The sequence below is a fragment of the Nannocystis sp. RBIL2 genome (assembly GCF_026626745.1).
In the GTDB taxonomy this organism is placed as follows: domain Bacteria; phylum Myxococcota_A; class Polyangia; order Nannocystales; family Nannocystaceae; genus Nannocystis.
Genome location: NZ_JAPNJW010000001.1, coordinates 619,367 through 642,676, shown reverse-complemented (window position 1 = coordinate 642,676; position 23,310 = coordinate 619,367). Strand labels below are relative to the sequence as shown.

Here is a 23,310-nt window from a genome sequence, read left to right as displayed (position 1 = left end):
GGGACAGATCGGTCGCTCAGCCCGGCTGGATCGAGCAGTAGCCGGCGATGCAGGTGCCTTCGCCCTCGCAGCAGGCCGCGTCGACCTCGCACGAGTCGCCGATGTGCGAGCAGGTGTCGGGCTTGTCGGAGCACACGGCCGGGTCGCCGTAGCAGAAGCCGTCGCAGCAGTCGAAGCCGGCGTTACAGCCCTCGCCGAGCTGCTTGCACGGCGACAGCGCCCACTCGCCGCGCATGTTCGAGTTGTTCAGCTCCTGGCCGGGCAGCCAGAAGGCCGGGTGGCTCGGGTCGGTGCCGGGGGTGATGTTGCCGTCGATGGCGGTCACCCACAGCTGCTTGCGCCGGGTGTTGGGGTTCATGTCGGTGAGCGTGTTGCCGTACTTGCGCTCGGAGCCGATGATGAGCCACGAGTAGCCGCCGACCGACACGGGCAGGAAGGTCGGCTCGTAGGTGGTCTGGTCCTGGCCGGGCTCGACGATGCCGAAGCCGTTGGCCTTGTCGAGGCGCACCACCGCGGAGCCGTCGAGGTTGGTCAGCCATACCTCGGTGACCGCGGCGCGGGTGCGGGCCTGGTTGAGGCGGTTGAACGCGATCCACTGCGAGTCGGGCGAGAAGGTCGGGAACGTCGTGGTCGTGAGCCCGGGGATCTTGTCGACGATCTGGTGGGCGTTGGCGAACGAGTTGGTCATCAGGTCGATGTCGACCAGCCACAGCTCGCTGTTGTTGAAGTCGAGCCAGTTGCCGTCGGTCTTGCGCGCGAAGGCCACCTTGGTCCCGTCGCTCGACCACACCGGGTGCTGCGGCTTGCCGCCGGGCACCGTGAGCTGCGCGAGCACGGTGGAGCTGTCGAAGTTGGTCAGCTTGAGCGCGCCGCTCTCGTCGGACTGGCCCCACACCACGTGCGAGCCGTTGGGCGCGATCGCCTGGAAGCCGGAGGCGATGTCGGGGAAGTACAGGACGTTGCCGGAGGCGGCGTCGATGGTGCTCCACGGGCTGTAGCCGCCGTGGAAGCTGGCGGCGATCCGCGAGCCGTCCTTCGACACGCTGTGACAGGCGACGCACGTGACGCCCGGCGGCTTCTGGATGAACTGCTCGGGCGCGGTGGCGCCGATGTTGAGGCGCACGACGTTGCCGTTGTTGACCTCCCAGTAATAGACGGTGCCGGTCAGGTTGGCCGGGGCGATCGTCCAGGTCTGGGTCTTGGCGAGGTAGGCCTTCTGACCGTCGAAGCGGGCGATGTCGACCTTGACGTCGCCCTCGGTCGAGGCGGTCAGCTTGAGCCAGATGTCGGTCGGCAGCTTCGGGAAGTCGAAGCGCGACGGCGGCGGCACGTTGTGCCAGCCCTTGTACTCGAAGAACTCGCTGTAGGCGTGGATGTAATAGAGGTCGTTGGCGCCGCCGCCGTCCCACTGAATGGTGGGACCGATGAGGCCGCGCGGGAACACGGTCTTGTCGTACGGGTAGAGCAGGACCATCGACGGGTCGGGGTCGACCGCCATCGGGAACAGGTCCTTGGTCTCCGGCGGGACCGGGTTCGGCTCGGCGTTGAACAGCAGCTTGACGGTGGCGGTGGTGGTGGCCGCGGGCAGCTCGCCGGCGCCCTCGAAGGTGACGGTGCCGACGCCGCCGGCGAAACCAGTCGCGGTGAACGTGCCCGAGAGATCGCCGATGCCGGCGAGGTCGAGCTTGTCGTACGACCAGGTGCCGGTGACGGGGATCTTGATGCCCTTGTCGGTGACGCCGACGGCGCTGTACTGGGTGCTCGGCGGGATCACGCCGTCGACGACGGTGATGATCGCGTCGAGCGGATCGATCTCGATCGAGACGACCATGCCCGGGTCGTCGCCCGTGGTCGCAGTGGTCGCCGGATCGACCGTGGTGCCGTTGGTGGTGCCCGTGACCGGTCCGTCGGTCGGGTCGCCCATCGTGCCGCTGCCGCTCGGATCGGTGCTCGTCGGCGTCGCGGTGTCGGTGGTGTCGCTGCCGTTGCCGGTGTTTCCGGTGCTCAGCGAGGTGGAGGCGGAGATGACGGAGCTGTCGCTTTCGGCCGGACGATCGGGGTTGCCGCAGGCGAGCAGGCCGGCGGCCGAGAGGAGCGCCACAAAGTTCCAACGCATGCGGCGATTACAGCGAAGATCGCCGGCCGCGGCTACACGGAGATCCCCGGTGCGATGCGAGCCCACGCAAGGCCCCGGGGCCGGCGCCGTCTGCAGGCGCGCAGACGGCTGCTCAGGACTTCAGCGGCTCGCGCGGGGCGACGATGTCGCGCGCGAGGCCGACGAGCGCGAGGCCGCGGATCATGAGGTAGGTGACATCGAGCTCGAACCACCGCCGGCCGTGGGCCGCGGCGCGCTGGTGGGCGTGGTGGTTGTTGTGCCAGCCCTCGCCGAAGGTCAAAAGGGCCACCCACCAATTGTTGCGCGAGTCGTCGCGGGTCTCGTAGTTGCGGTAGCCCCACCGGTGCGCGGCGGAGTTGACGAGCCAGGTCGCGTGATACGTGAAAACCAGGCGCACGGGGATGCCCCACACGACCCAGCTCCAGCCCTGGCCGAGCCACGCCTCGCCGACGACGTAGAGCAGGACGGCGAGCACGAACTGCGGGACGTAGTGCCAGCGGTCGAACCACCGCATCACCGGGTCGCGCAGGAGGTCGCGGGCGAACGCGCGCTCGGTGTCCTCGTCGGCGCGCATGAAGACCCACAACATGTGGGCCCACAACAGGCCGCGCCGCGGCGAGTGCGGGTCGTGCTCCTGGTCGGACCAGCGGTGGTGCAGGCGATGCTTGCCGACCCACAGCACCGGGCTGCCCTGCCAGCTCAAGGTGCCGAGCAGGACGATGACGTACGTCAAGAACCGCGGGACCGCGAAGCTGCGGTGACACAACAGGCGGTGATACCCGAGGCAGATGCCGACGCCGCCGGCGAGCCACCAGAGCGCGGCGGCGACGCCGAGGCCGCTCCACGAGAAGGTGAACGGGGCCGCGATGCAGACCAGGTGCATCAGCCCGGCGCCGATCACGTGACTCCACATGAGTCCGCCGACTGCGGGCGAGCTGGTGGCCGGCGGAGGGACGATATCTTCGACTTCGACTGCCGTGGACAAGGCCTCCAAAGGCTACCAGCGGCGAGCGCAGGTCACAGCGGCCGGCCCGGGAGCGACGGTGCGCGTCGACGCACGTCGGGTCCTCCGCCCCTGCGCCGAGGCCCGGGCTCGACAGTGATGAGAGACCTCCGCCGGGCCCGCCGCCGCACAGGCCAGGGTGGCCGCGCCGGCGGGTTATTCTGCCGTCCATGCGAACTTCGCCCTTGCCCGCTATCGCCCTCTCCTGTCTGCTCGCTTGCGGCGACGACGGCGCGGCCCAGACCGATACGGTCTCCCTGTCGGCCAGTGACACAACCATGACGGACGCGACGCCGACCTCCACGACCCTCGGGCCGACGAGTGCGACCTCGGAAGACACCGGGACGGCGGGCGAGTCGGAGTCGGGGACGCCGACGACCACTGCGCCGACGAGCACGAGCACGAGCACGAGCACGAGCTCCACCACGGAGCCCGACACCACGACGAGCACGAGCACGGGCACGACGGACCCGATCGACACGACCACCACCGGGACGACGTCGACCTCGACGACCACGACGAGCGAGACGACCACCGACACGACCACCGGCGAGCCGGAGGCGTGCGCCTGCCCCGACGACATCGAGGTGCCGCTCGACGACGGCATCTTCGTCCTGTCCGACGACGCCGAGCTGTGGAAGTACTTCCCCGAGACCAACAGCTTCACGATGCTGGGCGCGATCGGCTGCGGCATGACCAACACCTTCTCGATGGCGGTCGACCGCCTCGGCTACGCGTGGGTCCAGTTCAACGGAACCGGCGAGCTGCGCAAGGTCGACGTCACCAACGTCAGCGACTGCAGCAACCCGGGCTTTCTGCCCAACCAGAACGGGGTCAAGAATTTCGGCATGGCGTTCGTGTCGAACAGCGACAGCGACAAGTGCGACCGGATCTACGGCAACACGTACAGCGGCTTCGGCGGCTACTCCGAGGGCGTGAACGTCGGCGACTTCCTCACCATCGATCCGGACGACCTCGGCCTGGCGAAGCTCGGCAAGACCAACTTCGACGGCGCCGAGCTGACCGGCACCGGCGACGGGCGGGCGTTCATCTTCGGCGGGCAGTTCCCGTCGAAGCTGGTCGAGGCCGACAAGAACACCGGCGCGGCGCTGGACGTGCTGCCGCTCAACGGGCTCGAGATCAACAACGGGGCGTTCGCGTTCGCCTTCTTCGCCGGCGACTTCTACTTCTTCACGGACAGCGACAACGACCTGTTCAACTCCGAGGTCACGCACCTCGACTACGACGACAGCGACATGAACGGGGTGCAGGACCTCACCGTGCTGACCCAGGACGCGCCGCTGCTGGTGGTCGGCGCCGGGGTGTCGACGTGCGCGCCGGTGCTGCCGATGTGAGCAGGCGATGCTCGACGCGAAGCAGCGGGCCGCCAGCGCGGCGCTGGAGCTGGTGCCCGAAGGCACGGTGATCGGCGTGGGCACCGGCTCGACCGTGGCCCACTTCATCGACGGCTTGCCTGCGACCAGGATCGCCGGCGCGGTCGCCAGCTCGGAGCAGACGGCGGCGCGCCTGCGGGCCCGCGGGATCGTGGTGCTCGACCTCAACACCACCGGGCCGCTGCCGCTCTACGTCGACGGCGCCGACGCCTGCGACCCGCAGCGCCGCCTGGTCAAGGGGGGCGGGGCGGCGCTGACGCGCGAGAAGATCGTGGCGGCGGCGTCGGAGAGGTTCGTGTGCATCATCGACCCGGGCAAGCGGGTGCCGCGGCTCGGCGGCTCCCCGCTGCCGGTCGAGGTCGTCCCGATGGCGCGCGAACTGGTGGCCCGCACGATCGCCGCGATGACCGGCGGCACGCCCGTGTGGCGCGAGGGCGTGGTCACCGACAACGGCGGCTGGATCGTCGACGTCCACGGCCTCGTGATCGACGAGCCCGAGGCGCTCGAGGCGGCGCTGAACCAGATCGCCGGGGTCGTCAGCGTCGGCCTGTTCGCCCGCCGGCCCGCCGATCTCGTGATCGTCGGCGACGACCCGCCGTGGTCGTGGTGATGTCCGGAGGGACATGCTCTAAGTGACATGTCCCGAGCGACATGTCACTCGGGGTTGGCCTTGAGCCAGCGCTCGTAGGCCTTGAGGTCGACGTCGCAGACCTTGGCGTACTCGGCGGCGACCGTCTTGCGCTCGTAGGCGCGGTCGCTGGCGGCGCGGTTCTGCTGCTCGCGCAGGGCGTCGAGGGCCTCGAGCACGTTGCGGAAGTAGACCCACCGCTTGGGCTGCTCGGCGGTCGGCGGCGGGGTGCCGCCGCAGTAGCGGGCCAGCCAGCCGTGGGCCTCGGCGACCTTGCCCTGCTCGCGCAGGGCCGTGGGCATGGCCGGCAGGCAGCTCTGCAGCATCAGCGACACGCGGTCGGGGCCGCGGGCCTGCTCGGCCAAGCAGCGCTCGCTGAAGCGGGCGTGGTCGCCGGCGAGGAAGGCGTCGCGCACGTAGGTGTCGCGCTCGAACTCGGAGCGCGACGGCTGGGCGCGGTCGCAGGCGTACATGTCGACGAAGATCTTCTGCGGGCCTTCGGGACATGGCACTTCGTACAGGTCGATGACGTGGCCGTCCTTGTTGGCGCCGACGTTGCCGCGGCGGGCCTTCATGCCGCTGGGGATGTCGCCGTCGAACGGGCGGGTGCCGTCCTCGCACTCGGCGTCGGCGACCGCGACGTAGGAGCCGGTGGTGCCGCAGGCGAGGAGCGGGCGGTCCTTGGAGGAGCCGGGCGGCCCAAGCGGGGCGGCGTTTTCGGGGGCGCGCACGTCGCCGATCCGCTCGCGCTCGTCGGTGCGACCGGGCCGCGGGCCCCCGGGGTTGGCGAAGGCGCCCGACGTCGTGGTGGTCGGATCGAGCGGCGAGGCGTCCGCCCCGGCGATGGGGGTGCCGAAGGCGCCCGACTCGGTCGCCGCGGGAGCCTTGGCCCGGCCCGACGTGGAGGTCTTGCAGGCGAGCAGGCAGGCGAGGGCGAGGAGCAGGGGCGGACGACGCATGCGCGAGTCAACGTAGCACGGGGCCCGCCGCCCGGACTCGCGGCGCCGATCGAGGCCGGGCCGCACGAGGCGGTCGCGGGTGCGCAGCGGCGTCAATGCGGGTGCTGCGGCAGGTCGTCGGCGATGTCGTAGTAGTCGCCCTTGTCGGCCACGTGGATGTGCATGGCCAGGCGGGCGTGCGTCGGCGCATCGAAGGCGCCCATGGCGACGGCGATCTTCGCGGCGAAGATCGGGTCCCAGAACAGCCACGAGCCGCAGGTCGAGCAGAAGCCGCGGCGCACCTTGTCCGAGGAGCGGAACCAGGTCAGGCGGTCCTCGCCGCGGATCGTCAGGGCCGCGCGGTCGACGTCGGTCGACGCCCAGTAATGGCCCGACTGCTTGCGGCACTGCGAGCAATGACACGCGTTCGGCGGGGGCAACGGGCCGGTGACCTCGAAGGTCACGGCGCGGCAGAGGCAAGATCCCTTGGGCATGGCGCTCCTGGTTGCGGGCGATGATACCAGCGGTCAATCGGGGCAGGCGGGCAGCGCCGCGATCCAGGCGTCGACGAGGGCGGCGCCCTCGCTGTCGATCACCGCGGAGCCGACCGCGGGCATACGCGTGCTGCCGAGGGTGTGCATGCGGGCGGAGAGGATCGATCGCGCCGGGTCGCCGGGGGTGAGCAGGGTGGCGTCCGCGAGGTCGAGGTCGCCGGAGCGCGGCGTGGCCTGGCACAGGTTCATCGCCGCAGCCGGGACGTCGTGGCGCAGGTCGATGCGGGCGCGGCCGCTGGGGGCGTCGGGGCGGTGGCACTGCGAGCAATTGGCGTGCAGATAGGCGCGGGCGCGTTCGGCCAGCGGCGCGTCGCCGGCGATCTCAGGCAGCGGCGCGACGTCGGGCGGATCGGCGAGGACGCCCCGCGAGGCCAGCAGGAACAGCTGATCGATCGGCTCGCCGGCGTCGCCGGGGACCTCGCGCGCGAGCTGGGCCAGCTCGAGGCCGAGGGTGCGGCCGGCGGCGCGCGAATGGCAGTACATGCAATCGGCGCGGTCGGGGAAGATCCACGTCTGCTCGCCGACGACGCGCGTCTCACCGCCAGGCAGCAGGCGCGCGTCAGTGCCGCCTTCGTCCCAGGCGTAGGTGTAGCCGGCCCAGTCACCGTCGCCGTGGTGGACCAACAGGCGCGTCTCGACCGGCGCGCCGGCCAGCTCGAAGGTCTTGACGACGACGCTGCCGGTCGGCAGGGCGAGGTCGCCGTCCTCTGCGACCTCGGCGGGGCGGTTGGGCGGCAGGAACATCCAGCGGGTCTTGTCGGCGCCGTCGGACCAGAACGGGACGTTGAGCGCGTAAGGGACCGCGCCGGCGGGCGGGCGCCGCGGGTCGGCGACGTCGAGGCAGCCTGTCTCGGAGAGCATGTCCGGGAGGACAGGGCCGCTCGCGGGCGTCGCGGCGCGCAGGCTGTAGATCCCGCCGCCGTAGGCGAGGGCGTACAGCTCGCCGTCCTGGTCCTCGGCGAAGCCGACGGTGCCGCGCACGCCGGCCTCGCTGAGCACGACGGGCGCCGCGCCCTCGGCGACGCCCCACAGGGTCTCGCCGTAGAAGTCGGTGTAGAGGAACAGGCCGGCGAGGCCGGGCAGGGCGGCCCCGCGGTAGACGAAGCCGGCGATCACGGAGGCGCCGCCGGTGTTGCGGTACTGGGCCACGGGATCGACGAGGCCGGCGCCGGCGCAGGCGTCCTGGCCGAAGCAGTCGAGGCCCTCCTTGATGTTCCAGCCGTAGTTGCCGCCGAGGACGATCTTGTCGATCTCCTCCCACACGTTCTGGCCGACGTCGCCGGCCCACAGCGCGCCGGTCATGCGATCGAAGTTGAAGCGCCACGGATTGCGCAGGCCGAGGGCGAAGATCTCGGGGCGACCGCCGCCGGCCGCGTAGGGGTTGTCTTCCGGGATGGCGTAGGGGTCGCCGCCGTCGACGTCGATGCGGAGCATCTTGCCGAGCAGGCTGCCCGGGTCCTGGGCCCGGTTCTGCGGGTCGCCGCCGGCCCCGCCGTCGCCGAGGCCGAAGTAGAGGAAGCCGTCGCGGCCGAAGCCGAGGTCGCCGCCGTTGTGATTGGTGTAGGGCTGGTCGACGACGAGGATCGATTCCTCGCTGGCGAGGTCGAGGGTGAGGCCGTCTTTCGTGTGAAAGCGAGACAGGCGCGACTCGAACACGGGGCCGCCCGGGCCGGTGTACGACAGGAAGAGATCGCCGTTGTCGGCGTAATCGGGGTGGAAGGCCATGCCGAGGAGGCCGGCCTCGCCGCCCTCGACGATCTGCGGCGCGAGGTCGGCGAACAGGGTCGGCGCGGGCGGCTCGGCGACGTTGGGGAAGGTGTAGATTTGCCCGCTCTGGGTGGCGAGGTACCAGCGATCGCTGGTCGGGGCGAGCAGGAGGTCGACGGCACCCTCGATCGCCACGGAGGGGAATACCCGCACGTATTCGACGACATCCCGCGCGGGCGGACGCGGGAGATTCAGGCACTCCGGACCGCCGCTGTCGCTCGCGCTGCAACTACCGAGCAGCGCGACTGCGAGGCCCAGCGGCAGCCGGGACCGATGGGCAAGGATAAGGAGCATGGCGCAGGATACGCCGGGCTCGCGCGCGGGCCCAGGGGGGGCCGCGAGGGGTGTACGGGTCGTCGATGCGTCGCCGGTCGTATCGGCGGACCTGTGTCCACGTCGCGGACAGCGATGGTGGCGGCGGTTGTCGCGTCGATTGCGCGGCTGGTCATTCGAGCCTCGTTTCCCTATGTTCCGCGCCGCGTGACCCTCCGCGATTTCATCCCCCCATGCATCGCTCTGGCCGCTTGCCTGAGCATGGCCTGCTCCGACGACAAGGACCCGCTCGACTCGGTGACCAACCCGACGGCGGCGACGACGACGAACCCGAGCAACGGTTCGAACGCGAGCAACGCCTCCAACGCATCCAACCCCAGCAACGGCACCGACGACTCCGACGGCACCGACAGCACCGACGGCACCGCCGCGACCGTGGCGACGGACACCGGCGTCGACGAGACGACCGGGCCGACCACGGGTGAGCCGACCGCCGGCACGACCGTGGCCGAGACGACCGCGGCCGAGACCACGAGCACGAGCGAGCCGGCCCCGACCGACGGGCCCGGCGTGCTGCCCGGCGAGGACGGCATGCAGGCGTTCTGCCGCCGCTACAAGGAGTGCGGCGGGACCTACTACGGCGACCAGCAGGAGTGCCTCGACGCGACCTACGACTACTGGGGCGACTGCGCGTCGCGCAAGGCGGCGCTCGACGAGTTCGGCGCCTGCATGTCGGAGCTCGACTGCTCCGAGTGGAGCCCCGACAGCTACAACCCGAACAGCACTCCGTGCGCCGAGCAGTGGGGCGGGGTCCAGTCGGCCGACCCCTGCTGACGCGCTGAAGGGACATGTCCCCTGAGACCGGTTCTCAGGGACATGGCTCCGGGGACATGTCCGATTCGTCAGCCTCGATCCGGAAGTAGCGGAAGCCGCCGCCGCCGGTCCAGCCGGCCGCCGCGGTGACGCCGCTGGGATCGCGCCCGTCGACGACCGCGCGCAGGCGCGGGGCGATCAGGGTGTCGCAGTGCTCGCCGCGCTCGACGAGGATCCAGCGCCGCCGCAGCTTGTGGGCGACCGCGCCGGTGGTGCCCGAGCCGGCGTAGACGTCGAGGACCCAGTCGCCCGGGCGCGTCGACAGCTCGAGCACGCGGCGCAGCAGGGCCTCGGGCTTCTTGCCTTTGGGGAAGGCGACGCCGCCCTCGTTGTGCAGGTTGTTGGACAGCAGGTCGTCCCAGATGGTGGTGAGCGGCTCGCCGGCGATCCGCTGGCCGTCGATGAGCTTGAGCTTGGCGGCGTAGAAGAGGATCCGCTCGCCGCGGACGAAGTAGAAGTCGTCGTGGTCGTCGCGCTCCAACCGGAGGACGACGTCGGGCTCGGCCTTCGAGCGGTCGATCATGGCCCGCGCGGCCGCGCTGACTGCGTTGTAGTCGGGCCGCGCGAGGCGGACGACGGCGTCGGCGTGGGCGAGCACGAATTCGTCGAGGCGCTCCGGCTCGGCCCGCGCCAGCCGCTGGGCCGCGCGCTCGCCCAGGCCGCAGGCGTCGGCGAAGGCGCGCATCAGGGTGACGAGCCGCCACTCGGCGTGCGGCGCGGCGCGGTCGACGATGAACTGGGCGTACCGCGGGTCGCGCTCGCGGGCGGTGTACAGCCGCTGCGGGGCCCAGCGCGCGCGGTCCTTGCAGTACACGAGGACGAAGTTGGAGGTCGAGACGCAGCCGGGGTTGATCGCCTTGTGGCCGGTCGGCGCGCCCTGCTTGAAGGTGACGACCGAGGCGCGGTTGGCCCGGCCGAAGATGTCGTCGAGCAGGACGATCAGGTAGCCGAGCTCGTTGTCGTCGATGTGGACGAACAGGGTGCCGTCGGCGGCCAGCAGGTCGCGCAGGACAGCGAGCCGCGCGCGCATGTCGGCCAGCCAGCGCGCGTGCTCGATGCCGTCGTCGTAGTGAGCGAAGGCGCGGCCGGTGTTGTACGGCGGGTCGATGTAGACGCAGCGGATCTTGCCGGCGAACTCGGGCCCCAGCGCGCGCAGGGCCGCGAGGTTGTCGCCGCGGATCAGGCGGTTGTCGTAAAGGTCGCCCGCCACCTCGGGGCCGGCCGCGCGGTGGGACAGCGCGGGTGCCTCGACGAGGGGGCGCGGGTCCACTGCCCGACGCTAGCGCAGGCCGGCGGCGACGACAAGCTGGTCTTCGGGCCAGGTCACGGGATGGCGACCTGGGCGGAGGCGCCGCGACAGACCGGCTCGCACCCGGGGCCGTTGGGCCGCGACTCGACGTAGGTGGGGCTGATGTTGCCGCTGTAGATGGTCTCCTCGCCGCGCTGGATCTTCAGCTCGACGGCCGCGGGGCTGCTCGGGATCTGGATGTCCGCGAAGCCGTGCTGCTCGGGCGGGAGGGCGCAGCCGGACTCGCCGATCTGCACGCGGTCGGCGACGTCGCAGGTGAGCGAGGGGCCGGCGTCGCAGGCCTTGAGCGGCAGGGCGCCCTTGCAGGTGACGGGGACGCCGTCGAGCGCGAAGGTGAACGTGTAGTCGCCTGCCGGCCAGGCGGCGTTCGGCTGCAGCTCGATCCGCAGGCCGCCGATGCAGCCGATCTCGGTGCACACCTTGCCGCCGCCGCCGGGGTCGGTGGGCTCCACCTGGCCTTTGGAACATGCGCCGAGGAGCAGGCCGAGGAGGACGGGGACAGGGGCGCGGAGCCAGGGCATGCCGGAGCTTGGCACGAGTCGCGGCGACACGCACGCGCACGAGGCTTTACAGCCGCCGGCCCGGCCCGTAGCCTGCGGGCGTGTCGTCCGTGTTCGCGCTGATCGCCCTGTATGGGCTGGTGTTCGTGCTCCACCTGATCGTGCCGGCCCGTCGCGTGACCGGCTACGTGCGCGACGAGGCCACCGGCGCGCCGCTGCGCTACCGCCTCAACGGGGTGCGGGTGATGGCGCTGACCGTGGCGCTGTACTTCGTGGCGGGGGCGACCGGCCTCGTGCCGTGGGACTGGTTGTACGTCCACCGGGTAGAGACGCTGGCGACCGCGTGCGGGCTGGGGCTCCTGTTCACTCTGGCGATCGTGCTGCCGGCGGCGCCGCGGCGCGGGCTCTTGGCCGACCTGTACCTCGGGCGGCTGGCCAACCCGCAATGGCTGGAGGGCCACATCGACGCCAAGATGTTCTTGTATTTGATCGGGGCGGTGATGCTGCAGCTGAACCTGCTGTCGTTCGCGGCCCATCACCTGCTGCTGTACCCGCACGATCCGTCGCCGGGGGTGCTGCTGCACGTGGCGCTGTTCTCGTTCTTCCTGTGGGAGTACCTCAACTTCGAAGAGGTCCACCTCTACACCTACGACTTCGTGGCCGAGCGCGTCGGCTTCAAGCTCGGGTGGGGCTGCCTGACGTTCTACCCGTTCTTCTACGCGGTCGGGCTGTGGACGACGGCCGCGCTGCCGAACCCGCACACGCCGGCGCCGCTGCTGGGCCTGTGCGCGCTGCTGTTCTTCACCGGCTGGATGCTGGCCCGCGGAGCCAACATGCAGAAGTTCTGGTTCAAGACGCAGCCCGAGAAGTTGGCGTTCGGCACCATCAAGCCGGAGGTGCTGAGCGACGGCGAGAAGCAGATCCTGGTGAACGGCTTCTGGGGGCTGTCGCGGCACATCAACTATCTGGGCGAGATCACGATGGCGACGGCGCTGGCGCTGTCGCTCGGCCACCCGGGCGAGCTGGGGCCGTGGCTGTACCCGCTTTATTATCTGGTGCTGCTGGTGCCGCGGCAGATCGACGACGACCGCCGCTGCCGCGCGAAGTACGGGGCGCTGTGGCATCAATACGAGCGACGGGTGCGCTGGCGGATCGTGCCCGGGATCTATTAATTGGACCCGCTGACGGTGGGCCTGTGCCGTCAGTGTGGCGCTCAGCTGCCCTGCAGACAGGTGCCGGCTGGCAGCCAGCCAGCCGCCTTGGCCGTCAGAGCGCCGAGCTCGCGGCCGTCGAGCGTTACGCGCACGTGCTCGCCGGGCGCCAGTCGATCGAGCGCGCAAGGGGTCCGGCTCGGGAAGCATTCGTCGCAGATCGCCGGGCTGGGCATTCGCTCGAAGGCGAGCTCGAGCGTGTCACCGCGGCGAGCGGTCCTGCAGGCGAATGATTCGCCGCAGGTGCAATCGAACTCTGCCATCAAGCCGTGACGCTCCGGCGTGGTGACGACGCACAGGCGATCGGGCTGGATTGTGTTCGCCGGGGGCGGCGATGCAGGGCGCTCGGGCGTGGCGTTCGGCGGAGGGGCGGCCGCGGTCGCGGGCGGCTCCGTGGTGTCGGGGCGGCACGCGAGGAGCAGCAGGGCGATGAAGGCGGGGCGCATCGCCGACCCTACGTCTGCGACACGCCCGGCTTACACCCGCTCAGGGTGTCTGCAGCTGGCCCATGAGCCAGTAAGGACCGACGCAGGCGGCGTCGAGCGGCGCCTTCAACTGCTTGCGCAATGCGTCGGTCAGCCGGACCTCGCCGCCGCCGGTGCGCAGCGGCTCGCCGACGCGCGCGACCACCTTGCCGGTGCTGTCGACGATCTCGAGGCGGTCGCCCGTGCGGCGCGCGCCGTAACCCGGCTGCCAGATCAGCAGGTGACCCGGCTGCTTGCCGTCGGGGCTGACGCGAAGGCAGCCGGACTGCTCGATCAGAGTGCCCGAGAGCAGGGCTTCCATGAACGAGTTGCTGGTCTCGCGCAGCTCCGGCAGGACAGGGATCGATCCGGCCGATCCGGGTGGCTGCGCGGCGGGCTCGGGCGCGGGCGCGGGTGCGGACACGGGCGGTGACGTGGGCGCGGACGTGGGCGCGGCGGGCGTCGCGGCGGGGGTCGGCCCTGCTGTGTCGGGGTGGCAAGCGAAGAGGGACAAGCAAAGAGCGAACAGGCGCATCGCCGACCGTACGCTGGCGATGCGCCCGGGCTTACACCCGTGTCGGTGCTGCCATACTCGATCGCAGCCTCGTCAGGGGCCCACGGATGATCCAGGTCGGGCTTTGCCGCGTGAAGGGCGAGGTCGCGGTGGTCGCCCAATGTTCGCAGGGAGGATTGGCATGAGCGTGGAATCAGCGAGGCTCCCTGTCTCGCTCGCGTCATGGGCAATTTTCTTCGAGGAGAGCCCAGGCGACTTTGTGAACGCGTCGATTGCGGGTCTACTCACTCTCGGGCGGTTGCACGAGAAGCTCGCGTTTGACGGCGACGGCTCGCGCGCGAGCGACGAGCACTGCTGTGGAGCGGGGCCGAGCCCTGAAGGCCTTCGCGCGGGGCTCGGGCCGGGGAACCCGCGCGGAGGCGCGGGTGCTCGCGTGGAGAGCGTGTGTAGCGACGAGGTTCGGTGGCCTCGTCACGGGGTGATGCGCAGGTCGCCGTCGAGCGCAGGGGGACGGCACGCCGACCGCGGTGGTGAACGCGTTCGTGGCCGACTACAACAACTTCGTCAACGCGCTCGGCTGGGGCGTGGTGTACTGATTCGCGTCAGTCCCGGGCGTGGAGGCGGGCGGTCTGCGAGCCCATGAGGGCGACCGCCCGCCGGCGCGGGAATAGGCGCCCGAGGACGAACGCGGCCAGCTTGTTGAGGCCGCCCGGGACGGCGCTCGGTGGGCCGCCCAGGGCCTGCAGGGCCTCGGCGACGACGGCGTCGGGCGTCATGGCGCGCGGGCCGTCGGGGCCGCTCGAGCGCTCGAAGCCGGGGGTCCGCGTGGCGCCGGCGCAGCAGACCAGGACGTCGACGCCGCGCGGGCCGAGCTCGTACCACAGCGCCTCGCCGAGCGAGAGGTTGAAGGCCTTGGTGGCGCCGTAGGTGGCGACCAGCGGCGAGCCCCAGAAGGCGGTGAGCGAGGACATGAGGAGCAGGCCGCCGCGGCCGCGCTGCACGAGGCGCTCGCCGAACACATGGGCGGCGATCAGCGGGCCGCGGCAATTGACGTCGACGATCTTGAGCTTGTCGGCCAGCGGGACGTCGAGGAACGGGCCGATCCGCGAGAGCGCGGCGTTGTAGACGCAGAGGCCGACGTCGAGGCCGTCGCTGACGCGGGCGAGCTGCTCGGCGAGGTCGGGGGCGGCGAGGTCGAGGGCGGCGGTGCGCACCTCGACGCGCGCGCGCAGGGGGGCGGCGACGGCCTCGAGGGCGTCAGCCCGGCGCGCGAGCAGGAGGAGGTTGAGGCCGCGGTCGGCGAGGCCGCGCGCGAAGGCGGCGCCGAGGCCCTCGGAGGCGCCGGCGACGACCGCCCAGGGGCCGTACTTGTGGACGAAGGCGGTGCGATCGGAGGAGCTGGTCACGCGCGCCGAGGAGACCACGAGCGGTCGCCGCGGGCAAGAGGGGGCGCGCTCGACTGCGCTCCGGGGCTGCGAACGGCTTTAGTGATATGTCTTTAGGGACATGTGTTCGGCGGAACAGGGGGCGCTTGGGGATGTCCTGAAGGCATGTCGTTGCCGTGAGGACGGACCGATTGTCTGTCTCTCAGGACATGCCTCGAGGTGCATGTCCTGAAAGATCATCGCGCGCGCCGGGCTCACGCGGAGGCGACGATCAGGGTGAACATCTGCTCGGTGACGCCGCCGTTTCCGTCGTCGACGCTGAGGACGACGGGGTGCTCGCCGATGTCCTCGCTGGTGACCGACCACGACAGGACGTTGGTGACGGGGTCGAGGAGCATGTCGGGCGGGCCGGAGACGATCGCGTAGGTGAGCGCGTCGCCGTCGGGGTCGGTGGCGACGAGCTGGTAGAACCACGCGACGGGCGGGTCGCCGGCGAGGACGGTGCCGGAGATGGCGAGGCCGAACGGGCCGAACAGGCCGGGATCGTTGGCGGAGGTGAGCGGCTGGCCGTCGGGCGCGAACTTGAAGATGTCGGCGGGCAGGGTGCCCCCGCCGTTCTCGTAGTCGGCGGTGTAGATGTTGCCCTCGTTGTCGACGCGCAGCGGCACGGGGAAGGCGTCGTTGGGCTGATCGAAGGTGCCGAGCTTCTGGCCGGTGCCGACGTCGTAGCGCACGAGGTCGCCGGCGGCGGCGACGAGCTCGCCGTTGGCGTTGAACTGCAGGCCCTCGAAGTTGCCGGGGTTGCCGGCGCCGCTGAGGGTGGCGATCCACGGGAACTGGGCGAAGTCGTCGAAGTCGGCGACGTGGATGGTGTTGTCGGTCTGGCTGGCGAGGTAGAGCCGACCCTTGCCGTCGAAGGTGATGCCGGTCAGCTGGCCCGCGCCGGCCGGCAGCGCGATCTGCTGCGAGAAGGCGTAGTCCATCGCGTCGTACTGATTGAGCTTGTCGGTGCCGCCGGTGGCGGTGGTGGTGTAGAGATTGCCGCGCGGGTCGAAGATGACGTTCTCGGTCGCCTCGCTGGCGACCTTGGGGTACACCGCGTATTCGACGCCGTAGTCGCTGAACTCGACGAAGCTGCTGTAACCGGCGACGACCAGGTTGCCGCGCGAATTGAAGGAGGCGCCGTTGGGGCCGTAGGTGTAGAGCGGGGAGTCGACCTCGCTGAACACCGGGTGCGTGAAGGCCTGGATGAACGCGAGGCTGTTGCCGTCGTAGACGCGGATCTCGTCGGTGCGCGAGGAGGCGAGGAAGATCTGGCCGGGGGCGAAGTTGCTCTTGAAGAGCTCCTCGATGACGATCTCGGTGCCCGGCTCGGACTCCCACGTCGGCGGCTGATTGACGCCCGGGCCGGTGGTGGTGCTGGTGTCGGTGGCGACGTCGGTGGTGGACGTCGCGTCGCTGGTGCCGGTCATCGTCTCGCCGGCGGTGCCGGTCGGGGCGGTGGTGGTCGGCTCGTCGGTGGCGCTGCCGGTGGTGGTGGTCGTCGTGGGGCTGGTGGTCGTGGTCGTCGCCTGCGTCGCCGAACCGCTGTCGCTGGTGCGCCCGCCGTCGTCGCCGCAACCACCGAGCACCGCGCCGAACAACACGAACATGCCGATCCCTCGCATCACCATCACAAGCTCCTCCGCGGTCGCGCAGGGTACCGCATCGCGGCGGGCAGCGTCTGCGCAGCGGCTTGCGCGTCTGCAGGCGAGCGCCCGGGGAAGCGCCTAGGACGTGGGCGGCGAGAGGTCGCCGAGCGGGGCGTTCATGAGCCACTTCTCGATGCAGGCCAGCAGCTCGGCGAAGCTCTCGGTGGTGAAGCTGGCGAGCTCGTGATCCCAGCCGGGGTCGAGCAGGACGACGCGGTAGGCGGTGCCGTAAAAGCCGGCGTCGAGGTTGAGCTCGCGCCACGGGCTATCGGCCCCCGGGCGGTACTCGCCGCCGGGCGGGGGCAGCTTGACGAGCCACAGCAGGTCCTCGCTGTCGTTGATGTCGAGGCTGCCGTCAGGCAGGCGACGGGCGTGCAGGCCGTTGTGGCGCACTGCCCAGCCGCCGGGGACCCGCAAAGGGACGAGCTGCCAGTCGGGGCCGACGAGGTCGAGGACGTGCATGCGTCGAGAGTAGGGCCGAAGGGCGCGGCATTTCGAGCGCGCCGGACTGTCGGCGCGAGGGTGCGCGCGGCGGGCGAATGCGCGACACTGGGGTCGGAGGTCCGATGACGCTCATCACGCACGCCTATGTGCGCACGGCCGACGGCGAGATGCGGACGCTGGACGCGGCGCCGCCCCGCAACGACCTCGCGGGGCCGGAGAGCTGGCGGGTGAAGGTGTACGGCTCGGCCGCGGCGTGGGCGCTGGGGCTGACGCTGCTGCCGTCGCTGGCGACGTACGACATCCACGCGGAGGACGAGGACCTCGAGGTGCTCGAGCGCGAGGTGCAGGTGCTGCTCGGCAACGCGGCCCGCTGGCCGGAGATCGGGCTCGACCAGCTGCGCTTCCGCCTGCTCAACATCCTCGAGGCGGTCCGCCTGGCGCGAGCCGAGGGCGGCGGGGTGTACCTCGGGTGAGGCGATGACGTGGCCTCCGAGACATGTGTTAATGGACATGTCTTGAGAGACAACCCACCGGGCAGGCGGATGAGGTTCAGGGCGTGTCCGAACGGAGGGTGTCCGTTCGGACAGGTACCATCATTGTGCGAGGAACCACGGGGTGGCGACGGCGGAGCGGCACTGCCAGTTGAAGCTGCGCATGTGCGGGACCTCGCCGAGGTCGCCGAAGCCGGCGGCCAGGTCCTCGGCGGTCTGGCGCAGCTCGGGGTCGGCGGCGCCGTCGTGGTAGTAGGCCATGGCGATGACGTAGGCGCTCTCGCCCCAGTGCTCGTCGTAGTCGTCGACCGCGCCGTTGCCGTCGCCGACGCCCATCCAGTAGAAGGGTTTGCCGTCGGGGTCGAGGCCGTCGCGGGCGATGACGCGGCCGAGCTTGACGATCGAGGCGCGCGCGGCGTCGGCCTGGGCGCCCGGCGACTCGGTGGCGTACTGCTCGAGGCCGTCGGCCAGGATGGCGCTGAGCCACGGCGAGCAGCCCCAGAAGCCGAATTCCTCGTCGGCGGCGACGTCGGTGTGGGCGAAGCAGCGGGCGTCGGGGTCGTCGTAGCCGGGGGGGTAGCTGGCCTGCACGTCGAGGTAGGCGGTGACCGCGTCGTCGGCGAGGTCGCGGAATTGCTGGGCCTGGTCGTCGGAGACGTTCATCGCCCACACGTAGGCGAGCAGGCCGAAGCCGGCGTGGCGCTCGGTCCAGAAGCTGGCGCCGCCCTCGTAGACCGGGTCCCACAGGTCGGCGTAGGCCTCGGCGACGTCCTCGGCGCTCTCGCGGAAGCGGTCGTCGCCGGTCATGAGGTAATGCAGGGCCATGTTCTGCGTATAATAGTACTTGGCGTCTCCGGTCTTGCCGGGCACGCCGATGGCGGTGTCGGGGCCCTGGCCGCTGAGGCCGTCGCGGTAGATGGTGGTCTCGAGGTAGGCGGAGCGCAGGGTCGAGAGGTCGCCGCGGCGGGCGTGGCCGCGCCAGTGGGTCGTGCCGCGATCGTACAGCCAGACGTCGGCGGAGTCGTTGGCGCCGAGGAATGCCTCGACGTTCCATTCGTCGTAGTCGCACTTGTCGGCCCAGGCTTGCCCGGGGGTGCCCTCGGCGGCGGCGGTGGTGCCGAGCGGACCGGCGAATTTGCTGGACGTGAGCCACTCGGCCGGCAGCAAGGCCCACACGTTCGGGCCGGTGTCGACGAGGGTGTCGGCGACCGGGACCGGGTTGATCGATCCGGCGGCCGGGGCGGCATTGAGGGCGACGTCGAGGTCGGTCTCGCCCTCGATCGCGAGGTCGAGCTGGATCTGCACGCTGCGCCAGCTGCCGTCGGGGTGACGCGCGAGGCCGCGGAGCGCGGTGGCCAGCTCGGTGCCGGCGTGGTGGACCTGGACCTGGGTGTCGTCGGCGAGGACGCCGGGCGCCAGGGGGACCGCGAAGTTGATCCGCTGCTCGCCGCCGACGCCCTCTTGCGGGATCAGGTGGACGACGACATTCACGGTCTGGCCGCCGGTGGTGGTGTCGCCGGTCTCCGTCTCGTCGGTGGCGGTCGTCGTGGTGACGGGGCCGTCAGTGGGGTCCGTGGTCGGGCCGTCGGTGGTGTCCGGCGGCTCGCTCGTGGTCGAGGAGGTCGGCGCGGGATCGTCGGTGGCGACTCCCGTCGGTGCGCCGGTGGTCGGGCCCGAATCGGTGGTCGGGTCGGTGCCGGCGGCCGTGTCGGTGGTGGCGCCGGAATCGCCGGGACAGGCCGCGCAGAGGCACGCGGCGGCGGCGAGGAGCCCCATTGTGGGCAGTCGAAGCACTGGCGTCATTGAACAAAAATCTCCGCGCGGCACCGTAGCCGATCACGCGGCGAGGCGCGCGGGGCCATGGGCCCCCGGCGCGGATGTGCGCGGCGCGGGCGAGCGCGGACGATCGCCGCGGCGAATCACGGCGGAATGGCCGGACCGACGGCCGGATGTGGACCACGAGGTGCGCGGGGCTGAGGCGCGCGCTTGCGAAGCCGGGCGACGTCGTCGGCACTACGCGATCGGTCGGCGCCGGGAGCTCGCCGGCTCGTCCTCGATGGAGGGCGAGCGAGCGGCTGCGTCGGTCTGGAGGCCGCTGATTCCCGGGCGGTGGCTCGGCTAATCGATCGTGTAGGCGGTGCAATACGAGGAGTACAGCGCGCTCTCGCCCGACAGCGGCACGAAGGTGACCGTATTGGGCGCCATCCAAGCCGACAGGCCATTGCGCGGCGCGTACCCTCCCGTGTGATACACCGTCCATGCCACGCGCGCCGTGACCGACGGGGGCCAATTGTAGACGCTGCAGCCCTCCGCGCTCATCGTCGACAGGCGAACGCGCGGCTGGAACAGGATCTGCCAGTCGATCGAGCAGCACACCGATTCCGGCGGATAGAGCGACGGTTCGTCGGCCGCGGCGAGAGCGAGCTCGTCGCGGGCCGGCCCCGCGGGCGCGTCCTCGGCGTCCTCGGCGTCGTCGGCGAGCTCGGCGTCCTCGGCCGCGAGCTCGGCCTCCAGCGCGGGGTCGTCACAGCCGGCGAGCGCCACGGCGAACAGCCCGGCGAGCGCCGAAGCCCGGGCACGCCGGGCAGATCCGATGAGAAGTAGATGTCGTTGCATGGGTAAACTCCTGAGAAAGATGAGTGCAGGGCGCCTGGACCGGCGATGCGCGCCGACCCCATGATGACGAGCGCCTTTGTTCGGTAGGTGCTCGGCCGGGGCCAAACAATTGCCGGTGACGCACATTTTCGCCGTCGCGCCGCCGGTCGAGCGGACCTGCGGCAACCGTGCGGGCGCTTCAGGGCCCCTGCTTCAAGTTCGCGCCGACCGGCCTCGTTCCATTCACGCGCGCGCGGTGAGTGGTCGGATCCGCGGACCCGGGCTATCGTGCCGCCCATGAAGCTCCACGGATTTTGGCGCAGCACGGCGACTTGGCGGGTGCGGATCGCTCTGGCGTACAAGGGCTTGACCTACGAAACCGTGGCGGTCGACCTGCTGACCGGGGCGGGGGCGCAGCACTCGCCCGAGCACCGCCGACTCAACCCGATGGCGCAGGTGCCGGTGCTCGAGGTCGAGGCGGGGCTGTACCTGACGCAGTCGATAGCCATCCTGGAATACCTCGAGGAGCGCTGGCCGACGCCGCCGCTGCTGCCGCGCGAGCCGCTGGCGCGCGCGCGGGTGCGGCAATTGACGGAGGTGATCAACGCGGGGATCCAGCCGCTTCAAAACACGGGGGTGCAGCGGCACGTGGAGTCGCTCGGGGCTGATTCGAGGGCGTGGATTCACCGGTTCGTCGGTTCGGGGCTGGCGGCGCTCGAGGCGATGACGCGGCCCCTGGCCGGGCGGTTCAGCGTCGGCGATGCGCTGTCGTTCGCCGACCTGGCGCTGGTGCCCCAGCTGGCGTTCGCCCGTCGGTTCGGCGTCGACGTGACGGGGCTGCCGACGCTGCTGCGCGTCGAGGCGAACTGCGTCGAGCTGGAATTTTTTAAAGTGAGCCACGCGGAATTGCAGCCGGACGCGCCGCGGTAACTCGGGACATGTTCTTTTGGGCATGTCTGCATGGGCATGCTCCTTCGGTCATGGCGAGAGGGTCAGGTTTGGGCGCGGCGGGCGACGAGGGCGGCGATGCCGTCGAGGACGACGCCGAGGCCGAACTCGAGGCCGTCGCCGTCGCCGGGGCCGGTGCCGGCGCTCAGGACCTCCTGCAGGGCCGGGAAGCGGGCCGGGTCGCGGGCGACGAGGGTTCCGGTGGCGGCGGCCCACTGCGGGCCGGACAGGCTGCGGGCGCGGTTGCTGCGGACGCTGAACTGGGCGGCGCTGCGGACGTGGCCGAGGACGACGAGGAAGGCGCGGTGGCGTTCGCCGGGGGGCAGGCCGGTGTCGGCGAGGGCAGCGAGGGCTGCGTCGGCCCACGCGAGCTCGAGCGGGCCCATGACGCGCAGGCGGTTGGTGGCGGCGAGCGACCAGGGGTGGCGGTGAAACACGGCCCACAACGCGCGGGCCCAGGCGGCCAGGCGCTCGCGCCAGCCCGGCGAGGCGGCGAGGTCGGGCGGCGGGCCGACGCCGATGTCGACCATGAGATCGACGAGCTCGTCCTTGCCCGGGACGTGGCGGTACAGGGCCATGGTGGTGAAGCCGAGCTCGCTAGCGACGCGCTGCATCGACACCGCGTCGAGGCCCTCGGCGTCGGCGACCGCGATGGCGGCGCGGGCGATGCTCTCGGCGCTGAGCCCCGGCCGCGGCCCCCGGGTCGGGCGCTGCCGCTCGCCCCACAGGAGGTCGACGCTGCGCGCCTGCTCGCCGAACGGGTCGGGCGGGCGGCGCGGGCGAGAGGCGGGCTTGCGGGCGGGCTTGTTGACGGGCACGGACGGACTGTGTATAGCATACACAAAATTGTGTACGTGATACACAATGAAGGAGAGGCGAGATGATCGGGAGCATCTTGGCGGGCGCGGCGGGCGTGACCGCGACGGCGCTGGCTGCAGGTCTGGGCTGGCGGCGACAGGGGCAGCGGCGGGCGGCGGAGGGGCTGGCGATCGCCGGGCCGGGGGGGATCGTGGAGGAGGGGTTCGTGCGGGTCGGGTCTGTCGACCAGTGGATCGGGATCCGCGGCGAGGACCGCACGAACCCCGCGCTGCTGGTGCTGCACGGCGGGCCGGGGGCGCCGTTCTCGATGTTCACGCCGGTGATGCGGGCGTGGGAGCGCGAGTTCACGATCGTGCAGTGGGACCAGCCGGGGGCGGGCAAGACGTTCGGGCGCAACGGCGCTGCGGCCTGCGCTCCGCTGAGCTTCGCGCGGCTGATCGACGACGCGGCCCGGGTGGCGGAGCACGTGCGCGAGCGTCTACAGGTGCCGCTGGTGCTGCTGGCGGGTTCGATGGGCAACATGATCGGGGCGCCGCTGGCCCGCCGCCGGCCTGACCTGTTCGCGGCCTACGTGGCGACCGACTTCGGGGTCGGGCGGGACAACGAGGCGCGGTCGTACGCGCAGACGCTGGCGCGCCTGCGCGAGGCGGGGAACCGCCGCGGGGTGGCGGAGCTGGAGGCGATCGGGGCCGAGCCCTGGCGCTGGGACCTGCAGGCGTGGCAGCGCAAGCAGCGATGGATCTTGAAGACGGACCCGCGCATGCGCGAGGTGGGGCGGACGCTGTTGATGCCGTCGATCCTGACTGCGCCGGGCTACACGCTGCGCGACGTGTTCGACCTGCAGCGCGGGATGGAATTCTCGGCGGCGCAGCTGTACGGCGAGTTCATTCGCTACGACGTGCGCCGCGAGGGGACGCGCTTCGAGCTGCCGTTCTTCCTGTTCCAGGGCGACGACGACGTGTTCACGCAGAGCGAGCCGGCGCAGCAGTTCTTCGCCGAGGTGGAGGCGCCGCACAAGGAGTTCGCGGCCATCCGCGACGCGGGGCACTTCGCGGCGTTCACCCGGCCCCAGGAATTCCTCGAGGAGCTGCGCGTGCGCGTGCTGCCGCAGGTGCTGCCGGCGACGACGCGTCGGCGCGCGTGGCTGGCACAGGTGGAGGAATCGGGCGAGCGGGTGGCGCTCCGGCTCGACGATCGGACGATCTACGAGGGAACGATCCTCGAAGTGGAGGGCGAGACGGTGATGTTGAGTCCGGCGGTGGGACCGTTCGACCTGATGAACCCGGCGTGGAATGAAGATTGGCTGCTGCGCGGGGTGGCGATCTCGATCGAGGAGATCGTCGCATACGTGGACGACCGCGGGCGCTGGCGGGCGCTGATTCGCGATTGAGGC

22 protein-coding genes are annotated in these 23,310 nt (G+C 71.1%); 7 read left to right on the top strand and 15 right to left on the bottom strand.

Translation table 11 applies throughout. The features are described from left to right. Window positions 1-16: 16 nt before the first annotated feature. On the bottom strand, window positions 17-2,116 hold the full coding sequence (locus OV090_RS02530; protein ID WP_267701843.1) for a hypothetical protein: 2,100 nt from the start codon (window positions 2,114-2,116) through the stop codon (window positions 17-19). A gap of 112 nt (window positions 2,117-2,228) precedes the next feature. Continuing rightward, window positions 2,229-3,101 (bottom strand): fatty acid desaturase, encoded by an 873-nt coding sequence (locus OV090_RS02525; RefSeq protein ID WP_267701842.1) that lies wholly within the window; start codon window positions 3,099-3,101, stop codon window positions 2,229-2,231. A gap of 188 nt (window positions 3,102-3,289) precedes the next feature. On the opposite strand from OV090_RS02525, the gene OV090_RS02520 reads away from it, so the two are divergent. Together OV090_RS02520 and rpiA are read left to right on the top strand one after the other, a co-directional pair. Continuing rightward, window positions 3,290-4,474 (top strand): hypothetical protein, encoded by a 1,185-nt coding sequence (locus tag OV090_RS02520; protein ID WP_267701841.1) that lies wholly within the window; start codon window positions 3,290-3,292, stop codon window positions 4,472-4,474. 7 nt (window positions 4,475-4,481) lie between these two features. Continuing rightward, window positions 4,482-5,123, top strand: coding sequence for a ribose-5-phosphate isomerase RpiA (gene rpiA, locus OV090_RS02515; RefSeq protein ID WP_267701840.1), 642 nt, complete (start codon window positions 4,482-4,484; stop codon window positions 5,121-5,123). Window positions 5,124-5,167: 44 nt separating this feature from the next. On the opposite strand, the gene OV090_RS02510 is transcribed toward rpiA, so the two are convergent. From OV090_RS02510 to OV090_RS02500, 3 genes are all read right to left on the bottom strand, one after another. After that, window positions 5,168-6,100 (bottom strand): hypothetical protein, encoded by a 933-nt coding sequence (locus OV090_RS02510; RefSeq protein ID WP_267701839.1) that lies wholly within the window; start codon window positions 6,098-6,100, stop codon window positions 5,168-5,170. Window positions 6,101-6,192: 92 nt separating this feature from the next. Beyond that, window positions 6,193-6,573: a GFA family protein gene (locus OV090_RS02505; RefSeq protein WP_267701838.1), complete on the bottom strand. Its 381-nt coding sequence runs from the start codon at window positions 6,571-6,573 to the stop codon at window positions 6,193-6,195. A 33-nt stretch (window positions 6,574-6,606) separates the two neighbouring features. Continuing rightward, window positions 6,607-8,694: a PQQ-dependent sugar dehydrogenase gene (locus OV090_RS02500; RefSeq protein ID WP_267701837.1), complete on the bottom strand. Its 2,088-nt coding sequence runs from the start codon at window positions 8,692-8,694 to the stop codon at window positions 6,607-6,609. Window positions 8,695-8,880: 186 nt separating this feature from the next. Here OV090_RS02500 and OV090_RS02495 point away from each other — a divergent pair, with 186 nt between their 5' ends. Then, window positions 8,881-9,507, top strand: coding sequence for a hypothetical protein (locus OV090_RS02495; protein ID WP_267701836.1), 627 nt, complete (start codon window positions 8,881-8,883; stop codon window positions 9,505-9,507). 34 nt (window positions 9,508-9,541) lie between these two features. On the opposite strand, the gene OV090_RS02490 is transcribed toward OV090_RS02495, so the two are convergent. Both OV090_RS02490 and OV090_RS02485 read right to left on the bottom strand, forming a co-directional pair. After that, complete coding sequence (locus tag OV090_RS02490) at window positions 9,542-10,816, bottom strand: site-specific DNA-methyltransferase (protein ID WP_267701835.1); 1,275 nt, start codon at window positions 10,814-10,816, stop codon at window positions 9,542-9,544. A 53-nt stretch (window positions 10,817-10,869) separates the two neighbouring features. Further along, complete coding sequence (locus OV090_RS02485) at window positions 10,870-11,376, bottom strand: hypothetical protein (protein ID WP_267701834.1); 507 nt, start codon at window positions 11,374-11,376, stop codon at window positions 10,870-10,872. 80 nt (window positions 11,377-11,456) lie between these two features. Here OV090_RS02485 and OV090_RS02480 point away from each other — a divergent pair, with 80 nt between their 5' ends. Continuing rightward, window positions 11,457-12,527, top strand: a complete 1,071-nt coding sequence (locus tag OV090_RS02480; RefSeq protein ID WP_267701833.1) for an ergosterol biosynthesis protein — start codon at window positions 11,457-11,459, stop codon at window positions 12,525-12,527. Between the two features lie 41 nt (window positions 12,528-12,568). On the opposite strand, the gene OV090_RS02475 is transcribed toward OV090_RS02480, so the two are convergent. From OV090_RS02475 to OV090_RS02455, 5 genes are all read right to left on the bottom strand, one after another. Further along, window positions 12,569-13,012, bottom strand: a complete 444-nt coding sequence (locus OV090_RS02475) for a hypothetical protein (RefSeq protein WP_267701832.1) — start codon at window positions 13,010-13,012, stop codon at window positions 12,569-12,571. A 40-nt stretch (window positions 13,013-13,052) separates the two neighbouring features. Next, window positions 13,053-13,454: a hypothetical protein gene (locus tag OV090_RS02470; RefSeq protein WP_267701831.1), complete on the bottom strand. Its 402-nt coding sequence runs from the start codon at window positions 13,452-13,454 to the stop codon at window positions 13,053-13,055. Between the two features lie 692 nt (window positions 13,455-14,146). Next, on the bottom strand, window positions 14,147-14,950 hold the full coding sequence (locus tag OV090_RS02465; RefSeq protein ID WP_267701830.1) for an SDR family NAD(P)-dependent oxidoreductase: 804 nt from the start codon (window positions 14,948-14,950) through the stop codon (window positions 14,147-14,149). Between the two features lie 233 nt (window positions 14,951-15,183). Then, entirely contained in the window at window positions 15,184-16,602 is a 1,419-nt protein-coding gene (locus tag OV090_RS02460) for a hypothetical protein (RefSeq protein WP_267701829.1), read from the bottom strand. Between the two features lie 96 nt (window positions 16,603-16,698). Continuing rightward, window positions 16,699-17,082, bottom strand: coding sequence for a hypothetical protein (locus tag OV090_RS02455; RefSeq protein WP_267701828.1), 384 nt, complete (start codon window positions 17,080-17,082; stop codon window positions 16,699-16,701). 104 nt (window positions 17,083-17,186) lie between these two features. Here OV090_RS02455 and OV090_RS02450 point away from each other — a divergent pair, with 104 nt between their 5' ends. Further along, window positions 17,187-17,537, top strand: coding sequence for a hypothetical protein (locus OV090_RS02450; protein WP_267701827.1), 351 nt, complete (start codon window positions 17,187-17,189; stop codon window positions 17,535-17,537). 120 nt (window positions 17,538-17,657) lie between these two features. Here OV090_RS02450 and OV090_RS02445 read toward each other — a convergent pair whose 3' ends face one another. Both OV090_RS02445 and OV090_RS02440 read right to left on the bottom strand, forming a co-directional pair. Continuing rightward, entirely contained in the window at window positions 17,658-19,331 is a 1,674-nt protein-coding gene (locus OV090_RS02445) for a hypothetical protein (RefSeq protein ID WP_267701826.1), read from the bottom strand. A 342-nt stretch (window positions 19,332-19,673) separates the two neighbouring features. Continuing rightward, entirely contained in the window at window positions 19,674-20,171 is a 498-nt protein-coding gene (locus OV090_RS02440; RefSeq protein ID WP_267701825.1) for a hypothetical protein, read from the bottom strand. 276 nt (window positions 20,172-20,447) lie between these two features. Here OV090_RS02440 and maiA point away from each other — a divergent pair, with 276 nt between their 5' ends. After that, a complete protein-coding gene (maiA, locus tag OV090_RS02435; RefSeq protein WP_267701824.1) occupies window positions 20,448-21,080 on the top strand; it encodes a maleylacetoacetate isomerase in 633 nt (210 codons plus the stop codon). A 62-nt stretch (window positions 21,081-21,142) separates the two neighbouring features. Here the strand turns inward: maiA and OV090_RS02430 are convergent, their stop codons facing one another. Next, on the bottom strand, window positions 21,143-21,916 hold the full coding sequence (locus tag OV090_RS02430) for a helix-turn-helix domain-containing protein (protein WP_267701823.1): 774 nt from the start codon (window positions 21,914-21,916) through the stop codon (window positions 21,143-21,145). 62 nt (window positions 21,917-21,978) lie between these two features. Here OV090_RS02430 and OV090_RS02425 point away from each other — a divergent pair, with 62 nt between their 5' ends. Continuing rightward, window positions 21,979-23,307 (top strand): alpha/beta hydrolase, encoded by a 1,329-nt coding sequence (locus OV090_RS02425; protein WP_267701822.1) that lies wholly within the window; start codon window positions 21,979-21,981, stop codon window positions 23,305-23,307. The last annotated feature ends 3 nt before the right edge of the window (window positions 23,308-23,310 follow it).